11 protein-coding genes are annotated in these 12482 nt (G+C 71.4%); 5 read left to right on the forward strand and 6 right to left on the reverse strand.

All coding sequences use genetic code 11. The features are described 5' to 3' along the window. Both BFF76_RS26900 and BFF76_RS26905 read right to left on the reverse strand, forming a co-directional pair. Positions 1-700 (reverse strand): ROK family protein (locus BFF76_RS26900; RefSeq protein WP_065849236.1); only part of this gene is annotated, 700 nt, incomplete at its 3' end. Beyond that, positions 697-1656, reverse strand: coding sequence for a dihydrodipicolinate synthase family protein (locus BFF76_RS26905; protein ID WP_065849237.1), 960 nt, complete (start codon positions 1654-1656; stop codon positions 697-699). The genes BFF76_RS26900 and BFF76_RS26905, both read right to left, overlap by 4 nt. A 164-nt stretch (positions 1657-1820) precedes the next feature. On the opposite strand from BFF76_RS26905, the gene BFF76_RS26910 reads away from it, so the two are divergent. Next, positions 1821-2558, forward strand: coding sequence for a FadR/GntR family transcriptional regulator (locus BFF76_RS26910; RefSeq protein WP_051834639.1), 738 nt, complete (start codon positions 1821-1823; stop codon positions 2556-2558). Here BFF76_RS26910 and BFF76_RS26915 read toward each other — a convergent pair. From BFF76_RS26915 to BFF76_RS26930, 4 genes are all read right to left on the reverse strand, one after another. Continuing rightward, positions 2504-3766 (reverse strand): FAD-dependent monooxygenase, encoded by a 1263-nt coding sequence (locus BFF76_RS26915; RefSeq protein WP_244167349.1) that lies wholly within the window; start codon positions 3764-3766, stop codon positions 2504-2506. The two genes, BFF76_RS26910 and BFF76_RS26915, sit on opposite strands and share 55 nt — an antisense overlap. A 55-nt stretch (positions 3767-3821) precedes the next feature. Then, on the reverse strand, positions 3822-5270 hold the full coding sequence (locus BFF76_RS26920; protein WP_065849238.1) for a sialidase family protein: 1449 nt from the start codon (positions 5268-5270) through the stop codon (positions 3822-3824). Between the two features lie 88 nt (positions 5271-5358). Continuing rightward, the gene (locus tag BFF76_RS26925; protein WP_031095354.1) at positions 5359-6363 is read right to left on the reverse strand and encodes an acetylxylan esterase; all 1005 of its coding nucleotides are present in this window, start codon (positions 6361-6363) and stop codon (positions 5359-5361) included. A gap of 159 nt (positions 6364-6522) precedes the next feature. Then, the gene (locus BFF76_RS26930; protein WP_031095353.1) at positions 6523-7254 is read right to left on the reverse strand and encodes a FadR/GntR family transcriptional regulator; all 732 of its coding nucleotides are present in this window, start codon (positions 7252-7254) and stop codon (positions 6523-6525) included. A gap of 169 nt (positions 7255-7423) precedes the next feature. Here BFF76_RS26930 and BFF76_RS26935 point away from each other — a divergent pair, with 169 nt between their 5' ends. The 4 genes from BFF76_RS26935 to BFF76_RS26950 all read left to right on the forward strand — a co-directional run. After that, the gene (locus BFF76_RS26935; protein ID WP_065849239.1) at positions 7424-9019 is read left to right on the forward strand and encodes an ABC transporter substrate-binding protein; all 1596 of its coding nucleotides are present in this window, start codon (positions 7424-7426) and stop codon (positions 9017-9019) included. 72 nt (positions 9020-9091) lie between these two features. Next, entirely contained in the window at positions 9092-10042 is a 951-nt protein-coding gene (locus BFF76_RS26940; RefSeq protein ID WP_031095351.1) for an ABC transporter permease, read from the forward strand. A gap of 1 nt (position 10043) precedes the next feature. Then, positions 10044-12017, forward strand: a complete 1974-nt coding sequence (locus BFF76_RS26945; RefSeq protein WP_031095350.1) for a dipeptide/oligopeptide/nickel ABC transporter permease/ATP-binding protein — start codon at positions 10044-10046, stop codon at positions 12015-12017. Beyond that, on the forward strand, positions 12014-12482 hold a 469-nt coding region (locus BFF76_RS26950), incomplete at its 3' end, for an ATP-binding cassette domain-containing protein (RefSeq protein ID WP_141695667.1). The genes BFF76_RS26945 and BFF76_RS26950, both read left to right, overlap by 4 nt.

Raw genomic sequence — 12482 nt, forward strand, 5'->3', positions numbered from 1 at the left:
CGGCGGCCCTCGCTCCGGTGGTGATGGCGTGTACGGCGGCCTGTTCACCCTGGGCGGCGCGGTCGGCGACCGTTTCGAGCCGGCCCGCCGGGGCGCCGGTGAGCCGCTCGTAGTGCGCGGTGATGCCCGGACCGGAGGCGATGACCTCCAGATGACCGGTGGCACCGCAGGTGCAGGGAAGCCCCGTCGCCTCCGCGCTGGGCAGATGGCCGAGGTGGCCGGCGATACCGGACGCCCCGTGCAGCATCTGCCCGTCGACGGCGAGGGCGCCGCCCACGCCTGTGCCGACGGCGGCGAACAGCAGCGAACCATGGCGGTCCGCCAGCGCGGCGAGCTCCGGCCCGGCGGTGGCGCGTACGTCGTTGTCGCAGGCCACCGGCAGGCCCGTACGGTCCGCGAGGCCCGCGCCGAGCGCGGTTCCCGCCCAGCCGCTGATCGAGTCGGTGGCACTGGTGACCATGCCGCTGCGGGGATCGACGACCCCGGCGGCGGCGATACCGAGCGCCGAGGCCAGCCCGCCGGGGTCCACCTCGGCGGCCGCCGCGGCGAGCGCGTCGAGCACCGCCGCCGCACCGTCCCTGGCCGGGGTGGGCCTGGTGTGCCGGTCCAGCACCGTGCCGTCGGCGGCGAACAGGGCCGCCGCGATCTTCGTGCCGCCGAGATCGAGGCCGATCACCGCGGCACCGGTCGCCGCGTTCATCGGACCGGCGGCAGACCGGCGCCGCGCAGCCGCTCCGCGACGAGCGCGACGGAGTCGGCGGAGAGCGGGATCTGCGGGAAGGCGGTGGCCCCGTTGTCGATGACACCGAGCAGTCGCAGCGCCTCCTTGAAGGAGCCGAGTGCCGAGGAGCTGCGGCCCATGTCCTGCTCCGGACCGGCGTCGACCATGGCGAACAGCCCGATGAGACGCTCCTGCTCCCGGGCGGCGAGCACCCAGTCACCGGCGCGCGCCGCGTCGTACAGCCGGACGTAGCCGGCCGGGTCCACGTTGCCGATGCCCGGCACGACGCCGTCGGTGCCGGCCAGCAGGGCCGCGTCGACGGTGAGTTCGGAGCCGGTCAGCACGCTGAAGTGCGGCACCGGGCCCTGCGCCCGGCCCTCGCGCCCGCCGAACTCCACGATCAGCCGGCGCAGCCCGCCCTCGTCACCGCTGCTGTCCTTGAGGCCGGCCAGGGTGCCGTCCTCGGCGAGCTCGCGCACCAGGGCGGTGGAGAGCTTGGAGTGCACGGCCACCGGGATGTCGTAGGCGAACAGCGGCAGGTCGACGGCGTCGCGCAGCCGGCGGAAATGCCCGGCGGTCTCCTTGGGGTGCGTGCGGGTGTAGAAGGGCGCGGTCGCGACGAGGGCGTCCGCGCCGAGCCGGGCGGCGGTCCGGGCGTGCTCGGTGACCCGCGCGGTCGTCGTGTCGATGACCCCGGCGAGGACCGGGACCCGCCCGGCGGCGGCGGTGACCACGGTCTCCAGGGCGGTGGCGCGCTGGGCGTCCGTCAGATAGGCGACCTCGCTGGTCGAACCGAGGGCGAAGAGCCCGTGCACACCGCCGTCGACGAGGTGGCCGACGAGCCGGGTGAGAGAGGCCGTGTCGACCTCCCCGCGGTCGTCGAGCGGGGTGCAGACCGGCGGTACGACGCCGTGCAGCGGTGCGGTCAGGGGCATGGTGAAGAGCTCCAGCTCGTTCGGAACGCGGGTCCGTCGCCGGAAGGGGAGACAGGACCGAGACATGAGACGTAAGATGTCCTATGTCTGGACTCACCTTAAGCAGATGTCCCGGCGGCCGGTCAAGAGGTGCCGGCGGCCGGCGACACCCCAGGAGGACTGTTGTGGCCCGCCCCACCATGGCTCAGGACATCGAGCGAAGGGTCAAGGAACTGATCCTCGAACGCCGGCTCGGACCGGGCGACCCGCTGCCCACCGAGACCGAGCTGATGGACGTGTTCGACGCCGGCCGGGTCTCGGTGCGCGAGGCGCTCAAGGCGTTGCAGGCCATGCACGTCGTCGAGATCCGGCGCGGCTTCGGGACCTTCGTCGGCTCCCTCTCCCTGTCGCCCTTCGTCGAGGGGCTGGCCTTCCGGGCCGCCGTCCGGCACGGACAGGGCGAGCCGGGCCTGCTGGAGCTCATGAAGGTGCGTGAGGCGCTGGAGGCCGGACTGGTCGGCGCCGTCACCGCAGGGGTCCCCGCCGAGGACCTCGCCGTACTGCGGGCGCTCGTCGCCAGGATGGAGTCCGACGCCGCCCGCGGCGGACGGGTCGCCCGGACCACCGACCGGGCCTTCCACCTCGCGCTCTACGCCTCGCTCGACAACCACCTGCTCAGCGAGGTGCTGGACGCGTTCTGGGCGGCCATGGACCGAGTGCGCGAGGACATGGACGACGGTCATCAGGACCCCGCCGTCACCTGCGCCCAGCACCACGAGATCGTCGAGGCACTCGCGGCGGCCGACGGCGAGCGCGCGGTACGCGCCATGCGCACCCACTTCGACGGCATCCGCCACCGCCTCGAACCTCATCCCGTGCCGGTGCCCGCACCGGCACCCGGTTCCGTACCCACGTCCGCGTAGAGGTAGCTGCTGCTGCCCGCCAGGGTCGCGCGGCACCACGCGTCCACCGCGCCCTGGTCCATCACGCTCCAGTCCGGGGTCCGCTCCACCTGGGCGCGGCCCAGCCTGCGGCCCAGCTCCACCAGCCGTGCCCCCTCCGGGGTGCGCTCACCTGCGTAGAGCCGCAGCGCGTCGGCGGGGGAGGCGGCCGCCCGTAGCGCCCCCTCCAGACACAGGGCGTCCTGCAGCGCCTTGACCGCCCCGCTCGCCGTGTGCGGGCGCGTGACCCCAGCGGCGTCGCCGGCGAGCAGGAACGGCGGGTCTGCGGCGAGGGGCGCGTGCAGGTCGGAGACGGGGTGGCAGGTCATCGCGGTGTGCTCGCCGCGGGCCACGATCTCCGCCCATTCCGCCGGGAAGTGCTCATCCGCCAACTGCCGTACGTATCCTGTCTCGTCCGGCGACCGGCCGGTGCCGGGCGGGGTCGCGTAGACCGCGTAGGCGAGCAGCCGGTCGTCCGGGCCGGCGCCGTTGCCACCGGGGATCAGGTAGAAGATGCCGTGCCCGCCCGGGTAACCGATCGTGACCCAGGCGCCGCGCAGCAGCTCCAGAGGACCGCGATGGTCCGCGAGCGCGCTCAGCGGTAGCGTGCCACGCCACACCGCGTACCCGGCCGGAGCGGGCCGCAGGCCGGGTGCCAGGACGCGGCGGGTGAGCGAGCGGTGCCCGTCGGCGCCCGCGACGACGTCGTACGTCTCCTCGCCCTCGGCCGTACGGACGACAGCGCGCCCGGCGGTGGTCCGCCCGACGGAGGTGACCGGGCGCCCCCGGTGGTAGCGCGCGCCGGTGGCTGCGGTGCGCAACGCCTGCCACAACAGACCCCAGTTGCACGGGGTGACCGGACTGGGCTGGCGGGCGAACTCGCGCGCCGACCGCCCACCGGGCGCCCGGGTCAGCCAGACGCGGGTCGCCACGGGAGCGGTCGGCATGGCGGCGCCCAGATAGCCCGCGGCGACCAGCCGCTCGTGCAGAGCGGGTGGGATGACGATCCCGAGCCCCCGGTCCTGGAGCGCGCCCGCGCTGCGCTCGTACACGGTGACGTCCGCCCCCGCCCTGATGCCCGCGACCGCCATCGCACACCCGGCGATGCTGCCGCCGACCACGCCCATCCGTAAGCCCGTTGCCGCCATGCCGATGCCGCCTGTCGTCGTCCCGGGAGGTGCCGTTCCCATCGTCGCAGCCGGCGGGGTGCGACCGGGGGAACAACACCTCCCTCGTGACGGGGCGTCACGGGGTCACGGTCACCGTCCTGCTGCCGGACGCCTGCTTGCCGTCGGCCTTGTAGGTCACGGTGAGCTTGTGGTCCCCGGAGGCGCCGGCCGGAATCGTGACAGGGACCTTGATGTTCGCGCCCTCACCCGGCCGGGTCGCGGGGAAGGCCACCTGCCTGGTCGTCCAGCCGGACGGCACCGTCAGGTCGAGCGTGCCCGCGCTGCGGGTCACGTCCATCCGGTTGACGACCCGGACGGTGACCTCCGTGGTCGTACCCGCCTTCATGGTCGCAGGCGGGGTGATGGTGATGTCCGCGCAGGTGCCGCCGAGCCACTGCAGGTCGAACGAGGAGTAGGTGATGTTCTTGTAGTTGTCACGCTCGTAGAGCAGTCCGACCCGGCCGTCCGGCAGCCGTGTCAGCGTCGAGTACGCGGCACTGCCGGGGTTGACGACCTTGCGGATCGGCCAGGTCTTCCCGCTGTCGCAGGACATCTTCACGGTGAGGTTGATCCGCGAGGAGGTGCTCTCCGTGTTGCTGAACAGCAGCCACGAGGCCTTCGGATCGGACGCGGGGGCGTCCGGGGCGTAGCGGATGACCGAGCCGTTGTTCGCCGGGTCGGGCAGGTTGGTGTCCTGGGTGAACGGCGTGTAGTTGACGCCGCCGTCCGTGGAGTACGCGATCGTGCGGTAGGGCGCGGAGCGGTTGTTGAGCATGATCCGGCCGTCGGACAGCTCGACGGTCTTGTTCTCGTCCCCGCCGGGACCGACCGGGTTGCCCGTCCTCCAGGTCGCGCCGTGGTCGTCGCTGTAGGCGCTGACCGCGTAGTTGGCCCCGTTGCTGCGGATCGCGTACTGCTGGATCAGCCGCCCCTTGTACGCGCCGTTGCGCACCTGGATGCCCTCGCCGGACGCCGCGAACATACCGCCCCAGGCCGGGTTCTTGATCTGGCTGGTGATCCGCCGGTGCGTCCAGGTCACCCCGTCGTCGTCGGAGTAGCTGTAGTCGGCCTGGAGGACGTTCGGATCGGTCTCGTCGTTCCCGGTGGCCGAGCCGAAGAAGCCCTGGTTCACGGAGCCGGCGTAGAAGACGAAGATCCGGCCCGTGGTGCGGTCCACGAGCAGGCTGGGGTCGCCGAATCCCTTGGGTGCGGCCTCCTTGCGGACCACCTGCTGGGTCTGCCAGGTGGTGCCGCCGTCGGTACTGCGGCGCAGGACGATCCCGAGGTTGCCGGGCAGGTCGCCCAGCGTGGGACGGGAGTCGTAGGCGGCGAGCAGGGTGCCCTTGACGGAGGTGGTCAGCGCGGGAATGCGGTAGTAGGGGGATCCGACGCCCTGGGTCGCGATGTCCTGGGAGGTCAGTTCGCCGGCCGCGGCCGCGGCGGAGGGTGCGCCGTGGGCGGTGCCGGCCGCGGTGGCCACCATGACGGCGGCGGACAGCATGGCGACGGTGACTCTGCGCTGCATGAACAGTCTCTCTTCTTGTGAGGGGGGAGAGGTGCGGAGATGGAGCGGAGCGTGGCGTGGGCGCCGGCGCGTCACGGGCTTCCCGCGGTCAGGAGAGGCCGGCCTGCCCGGTCGGGAGGCCGGCGAACAGCGAGCGCACCCAGGCCAGTTGTTCCGCCCGGTGGTGCTCGCCGCCGCCCTCGTGGCCGTTGAACCCGTAGACGCGTACGTCCTTGGGGCCCGCGTAACGGTTGTAGGCCGTGAAGCAGGTGGAGGGCGGGCAGATTTCGTCCATCATCGCGATGGAGAACAGTGCGGGCGCGGTCGCCCGGGTGGCGTGCTGTGCCGCGTCGAAGTACGCCAGGGTGCGGAAGACGGACTCGGCGCGGCCGCGGTGGAGCCGGAGGTAGGCGGCGATCTCGGTGTACGGGGGCATTCCGGCGATCCGCGCGCCCCGGGGGATGTTGCACAGGAACGGCACGTCCGGCATCACTCCGGCCAGCCCCTCCACCAGCCCGGACACGGCCAGCGCGATACCGCCGCCCTGGCTGACCCCGGTCACCACGATGCGGGAGGGGTCGATCTCGGGGTGCTCGCGCATCGCCTCCACGCAGCGGACCGCGTCGGTGAACACCCGCCGGTAGTAGTAGGTTTCGGGGCTCTCGATGCCCCGGGTCAGGAAGCCCGGCACGGTTCCGGCCGCCCCGGGACCGGTGTCGTCGGTGTCGCCGCCCGCCGTGGACCACCCCTGCCCGCGGGTGTCCATGATCAGGTGCGCGTATCCGGCGCACGCCCACATCAGCTGCTCGTGCGCGAGACCCCGGCCGCGCCCGTACCCGAGGTACTCGACGACGCAGCCGAGCGGTTCGGTGGCGCCGGCGGGCATGTGCAGCCAGCCGCGCACCGGCCGGCCGCCGTATCCCGGGATGCTCACGTCGTACGTACGGACCCGGGTCAGCCCGCAGTCGACCTGTTCGTACCGTGGCTTGTCCGGGGCGCCGTCCAGGAGCGCCTCGCTCAGGGTGCCGGACCAGAAGTCGTCGAAGCCGTCGGGCAGGGGCAGTTCGGGCCGGTAGGCGTGGCAGTCCTCGAGTGGGAGATCGGCCAACGGCATGGCTGTGCCCTCCAGGGGTGCGGGAAGCGACAGGACAGAAGACGTCAGATGTCCTGGTGGCAACCGGACCTTAGGGAGCTTCGCGGCCGGACGTCAAGAGTGAGGTGGGGCGGGAGCCCCCGCCACGGGGGCGGGGGCGGAGGGCGCGGCGCCCCGCGGTCAGGACTGGTTCGCCCCGCGCGCCCTGGCCTCGGCGATCCGCCGCCTGACCGGTGCGTAGTGCTCGTCGAGGGCCTTGAGGAACGCGGGGACGTCGCCGGCCCGGGCCGCGTCGACGATGTTCTGGTGGGCGGCGACCGTCGCCGTCTCGTCGGCGTGGGTGAATCCGTCGAGGTGTGGTGCGACGATCGTGTAGACGTCCCAGAAGGCCATCGAGAGCTGGCCGATCAGGTCGTTGCCGACGGGGGCCACGAGCAGGGCGTGGAAGGCCCGGTCCGCGGCGACGAAGCCGTGTCCCTCGCCCGAGCCGGTGGTGCGCATGGTGGCCACCAGGCCGTCCAGGCTGTCGAGCTGCTCGGTGCTGAGCGAGGAGATGATCCGGTCGGCCATGCCCCGCTCGAAGAGTTCGCGCACGTCGACGAGGTCGGCCAGGACCTGGAAGTCGTCGTCGGGGGAGAGCAGACCGCGGAAGGTGAGGCTCTCCACCAGTGCGGACAGGCTCAGCCGGCCGACGTACGTCCCGTGGCCGTGGCGTACCTCGACGATGTCCAGGGCGGCGAGGATCTTGACGGCCTCCCGGACGCTGGACCGGCTGGCGCCGAGCGCCTCGCACAGGGCCGGCTCCGTGGGAAGCGGGTCCCCGGGGCGCAGCCGTTCGTCGAGGATGTAGCGCTTGATGCCCTCGACGACTTCCTGTCGCAACAGGGTGCGACCGGGTCGCGTGCCGGACATATGTGAACTCCCCACCTCTTGACCCCTCTCGATTGTCAAGCTACGTTCCCACGCTATCAAGGCATCAGACATCTGACGTCTGATGCTCAGTGGTTCCTCGGGATTCCGAAAGCCACCGAAACAGCTGTTCTCCACCCATCGCTTCCCCTCAACGTCCCCTGGAGGACCCGTGCCCGAGCTGAGGCCAGCCGGCGTCGAGCGCCGTACGTTCCTGCGTTACACAGGCTTCATCGGTGCGGCCGCCGCCATCACGGCAAGCCTTTCCGCGTGCGGCGGCCCCTCCTCGACCGCCGACGGCGAGACGGGTGAGAGCGACGGAAACGGCACGATCGAAGCCGGCATGTCGTACCCCCTGTCGACCGGATTCGACCCGATGATCACGTCGGGGGCCACGCCGTACGCGGCCAATATGCACATCTTCGAAGGCCTGGTCGATCTCGATCCGGTCACGCTCGTGGCCCGCCCCGCGCTCGCCACCGAGATGCCGAAGAAGATCAACGCCACCACCTACCGCGCCACCCTCCGCGACGGCGCGACCTTCCACGACGGCTCACCGGTCACCGCCGAGGACGTCGTGTTCAGCTTCGAACGCATCCTCGACGAGAAGAACGCGTCGCTGATGGCGCAGTTCGTGCCCTTCATCGACACGATCACCGCCGTCGACGCGAAGACGGTCGAGTTCAAGCTCAAGTACGCCTTCGCGCTCTTCCCCTCCCGCATCGCGGTCGCCCGCATCGTGCCGAAGAAGATCGTCGAGGCGGACGTCAAGGGGTTCGACGCCAAGCCCGTCGGCTCCGGGCCGTACAAGTTCATTTCGGCGACCCGCGAAGACAAGATCGTCTTCGAGAAGTACGACAAGTACAACGGCTCGCACCCGGCCAAGGCCAAGAAGATGATCTGGCGCCTGATATCGGACCAGTCGGCCCGAGTCAGCGCCATGCAGTCCGGCCGCGTCCAGGCCATCGAGGACGTCCCGTACATCGACGTGAACGGGCTCTCCGCCGCGGCGAAGACCGAGGCCGTGCAGTCCTTCGGCCTGCTCTTCCTGATGTTCAACACCGCCGACAAGCGGTTCGCCGACAAGCGGGTCCGCCAGGCCCTGCACTACGCGCTGGACACCGAGAAGATCATCAAGACAGCCATGGTCGGGAACGCGACGGCCGCCACGGGCTACGTCCCCACCACCCACCCGGACTACCACGAGGCCGCCACGGTCTACACCCACGACGTGGCCGAGGCCAGGAAGCTGCTCGCCGAAGCGGGGGTGAAGAACCTCAAGTTCACCGTCCTGACCACCGACACCGGCTGGGTCAAGGACATCGCCCCGCTGCTCAAGGAGAGCTGGGCGGAGGCCGGCATCGAGGCCACCCTCGGCATCGCCCAGTCCGCGGCGCAGTACGCCAAGGTCGACGGCGGCGACTTCGAGGTCCTCGTCGCACCCGGCGACCCCTCGGTCTTCGGCAACGACGTGGACCTCCTGATGCGCTGGTTCTACTACGGCTTCTGGCCGGAGAAGCGCTACGGCTGGTCCAGGACCGCCGAGTACAAGAAGGTCAAGCAGCTCCTCGACAAGGCCGCCCAGGCCACCGACGAGGCAGCCCGCAAGCAGCTGTGGGGGCAGATCACCGACATCGTCGCCGACGAGGCCGCGCTCTACCCCATCCTCCACCGCAAGCTGCCCACCGCCTGGAACGAGAAGGCCCTGCCCGGCTTCAAGCCGCTGCCCACCACCGGCCTGTCCTTCCTGGACGTCGGCCGCGCCTGACGCCCACCGGCCCGGGCCGCCCTCCCCGGCGGCCCGGGCCCGCCGTCCGCCCACCTCGCAAGGAACCCGACGATGGTTGCTTTTCTCCGGCTCGCGCTGCGCCGCGTCGCGATGATGCCGGTGATGATCCTCGGCATCGCACTGCTCGTATTCGTGGTGCTGCAGTTCTCGCCGGCCGACCCGGCCTACAACGCGCTCGGAGAGAGCGCCGGCCCCGAGGCCAGAGAAGCCTTCGCGGAGGCCAACGGGCTCAACGACCCGTTGCCCGTCCGCTACTTCGACTTCCTCGGTCAGCTGCTCCACTTCGACCTCGGTATGACCGTCCCGCCGAGCCAGCCCGTGATCGACCGGATCACGGCGGCGTTCCCCCTCACGCTCCAGCTGACCTTCCTGGGCCTGCTCCTCGCCGTCGTCCTCGCCGTCGTCGGCGGTGTCCTGGGCGCGATGTACCGCGACCGCTGGCCCGACCAGCTCTTCCGGGTCCTGTCCATGGCCGGGGTCGCCGTCCCGTCCTTCTGGCTCGGCGTCCTGCTCATCCAGCAGTTCGCACTGAACACCCGCATCTTCCCGACCGGCGGATACACCAACCCCGCCGACTCGTTCAGCGGCTGGCTCACCACCATGGCCCTGCCCGCCGTCTCGCTCGCCGTGCCCGTCGCCGCGTCGCTCGCACGCCTCGTCCGCACCTCGATGGTCGCCGAACTCGACCGCGACTACGTCCGTACCGCCCGGGGCAACGGCCTGCCGGTCCTCCTGGTGATCCGCTCGGTGCTGCGCAACGCGCTCGTCACCCCGCTCACCGTGCTCGGCGTCAAGGTCGGCTACCTGCTCAGCGGTGCCGTCGTCATCGAAGCGATCTTCGACCTGCCCGGCATGGGAAAACTCATCCTCGAAGGTGTCACCGGCGGCGATGTCGCCCTGGTCCAGGGCACCGTACTGACCATCGCCATCGCCTTCCTGGTGGTCAACGTCATCGTCGACCTGCTCTACCTGCTGGTCAACCCGCGCATCAGGACGGTGTGACATGTTCGCCACGGGCCGTCTGGCCACCAAGCTCTCCCGACCGGGCATCGCGTTCCGCGCCCTCCCGGTCACCTCCCGCATCGCCCTCGGGGTACTGATCGCCGTGATCCTCGGCGCCGTGTTCGCCCCCCTGCTCACCCAGGATCCGCTGGCCACGGGCACCCCCGTCCAGGCCCCGAGCGGCGACCACTTCTTCGGCACCGACCGGGCGGGACGCGACGTGTTCGCCCGTGTCATCCACGGTTCGCGCTACTCGCTGGTCATCGGCCTCGGCGCGACCGCCTGCGCCCTGGTCGCCGGGGCCGTCCTCGGCTCGCTCGCCGCCACCTCGCGCAAGTTCGGCGACGAGTCCGTCATGCGCGTCCTCGACGTCGTCATGTCGTTCCCGCCGATCGCGCTCGCGGCCGTCCTGGTCGCCGTCTTCGGCACCAGCGTCCCGGTGATCATCTTCACCATCGCCTTCGTCTACACCCCCTCCCTCGCCCGTGTCGTACGCGCCAACGTGCTCGCGCAGTACGGCGAGGACTACGTGGCGGCCGAGAAGGTCATCGGTGCCCGGCGCGGCTACATCGTGCTCCGTCACGTCGCCGTCAACTGCATGGCCCCGGTCATGGTGTTCGCGACCGTCATGGTGGCCGAGGCCATCATCTTCGAGGCCAGCCTCTCCTTCATCGGAGCCGGCGTCCAGGACCCCGACCCCAGCTGGGGCAGCGTCCTCGCCTACGGCCGGCAGATCCTCCTGGCCGGCGGCTGGTGGGCCACCTTCTTCCCCGGCCTGGCCCTCCTGATCACCGTCCTCGCGCTCAACATCCTCTCCGAAGGCCTCACCGACGCCTCCGCAGCGCCGAGCGCCCGCGCCGCAGTCGACTCCGCCACCACCACGGCACCGGACCCGGTCGAGGCCGCCGCCACCGTCGACATCGACGCCGCCCTCGCCAAGCTCGCCGGGCACATCAACGCCACCGAGCCCGCCATCACCCCGGTACGTGAGGACGCCGACGAACTCCTCGTCGTACGGGACCTGGCGATCCGCTTCCCGGACCGCTACGGCGACATCCCCGTCGTCGACCGGCTGAACTTCACCGTCCACGAGGGCGAGACCCTCGGCCTGGTCGGCGAGTCCGGCTGCGGAAAGTCCATCACCAGCCTCGCCGTCATGGGTCTCCTCGCCCGCAACGCCGAGGTCAGCGGCGAGATCCTCTACCGCGGCCGGGACCTGCTGAAGCTCCCGCCCAAGGAACGCCGCGCCCTGATGGGCCCCGAGATCGCGATGGTCTACCAGGACGCGCTCTCCTCCCTCAACCCCTCGGTGCTCGTCGGCACCCAGCTGGGGCAGCTGACATCGCGCGGCGGCACCAAGACCCCCGCCGAGCTCCTCGAACTCGTCGGACTCCCGCCCGAGCGCACCCTGCGCAGCTACCCGCACGAGCTCTCCGGCGGCCAGCGTCAGCGCGTACTCATCGCCATGGCCCTGTCCCGCAGCCCCCGCCTCCTTATCGCGGACGAACCGACCACCGCCCTCGACGTCACCGTCCAGGCCCAGGTCGTCGAGCTCCTCATCCGGCTCCGCGACGAGCTCGGCTTCGCCATGGTGCTGGTCTCGCACGACCTCGCCCTGGTCGGCGACCTCTCACACCGGGTCGCCGTGATGTACGCGGGCCGGCTCGCCGAGGTCGGCGACACCCGCTCCGTCCTCACCGACCCCGCCCACCACTACAGCCGCGGCCTCCTCGGCTCCGTCGTCTCCCTGGAAGCCGGCGCCGACCGGCTCCACCAGATCCGCGGAGTCGTCCCCGCACCCCAGGGCTTCGGAGCGGGATGCCGCTTCGCCGGCCGCTGCGGTGCCGCGACCGACCTCTGCCGCACCACGACCCCCGCCCTCACCGGGCGCGGCACCACGAAGGACCACGGCTTCGCCTGCCACCACCCGGCCGAGGCCGCCGCCGCGAAGAAGCTGGAAGGGAGCGCCCTGTGATCAGGCTCAACGGCGTTCACGTACGCCACAAGGCACGCAGCGGAGGCCTCTTCAGCCGGGACGCCGTCCATGCGCTGACCGACGCCACGCTGGAGGTCGAGCGCGGCGAGATCGTGGGCCTGGTCGGCGAGTCCGGCTGCGGCAAGTCCACACTCGCCCGGGTCCTGACCGGACTGCAGAAGCCCACCGAGGGCGAGGTCCTCTTCCACGGGCGCGACCTGTGGGACATGCCGGCCGCCGAACGGCGCAACGACTTCGGCTCGGCCGTAGGCGTCGTCTTCCAGGACCCGTCCACGGCCCTCAACCCGCGTCTCACGGTCCGGCAGATCCTGCTCGACCCGCTGGACGTGCACCGGCGCGGCACCCGCGAGGCGCGCGAGGCCCGCGTCGAGGAGCTGCTCGACCTGGTAGGACTGCCCGGCCACACCCTCGCGGCCCTGCCCGGGCAGCTCTCCGGCGGCCAGC

Origin of the sequence: Streptomyces mutomycini (assembly GCF_001700505.1) — a bacterium.
Classification (GTDB): Bacteria; Actinomycetota; Actinomycetes; order Streptomycetales; family Streptomycetaceae; genus Streptomyces; species Streptomyces mutomycini.

Coding starts and splice junctions, on each gene's coding strand:
- BFF76_RS26930 (WP_031095353.1), bottom strand. CDS start 7,254: ATGTCCGGCACGCGACCCGGTCGCACCCTGTTGCGACAGGAAGTCGTC.
- BFF76_RS26945 (WP_031095350.1), top strand. CDS start 10,044: ATGTTCGCCACGGGCCGTCTGGCCACCAAGCTCTCCCGACCGGGCATC.
- BFF76_RS26915 (WP_244167349.1), bottom strand. CDS start 3,766: ATGGGAACGGCACCTCCCGGGACGACGACAGGCGGCATCGGCATGGCG.
- BFF76_RS26920 (WP_065849238.1), bottom strand. CDS start 5,270: ATGCAGCGCAGAGTCACCGTCGCCATGCTGTCCGCCGCCGTCATGGTG.
- BFF76_RS26905 (WP_065849237.1), bottom strand. CDS start 1,656: ATGCCCCTGACCGCACCGCTGCACGGCGTCGTACCGCCGGTCTGCACC.
- BFF76_RS26925 (WP_031095354.1), bottom strand. CDS start 6,363: ATGCCGTTGGCCGATCTCCCACTCGAGGACTGCCACGCCTACCGGCCC.
- BFF76_RS26940 (WP_031095351.1), top strand. CDS start 9,092: ATGGTTGCTTTTCTCCGGCTCGCGCTGCGCCGCGTCGCGATGATGCCG.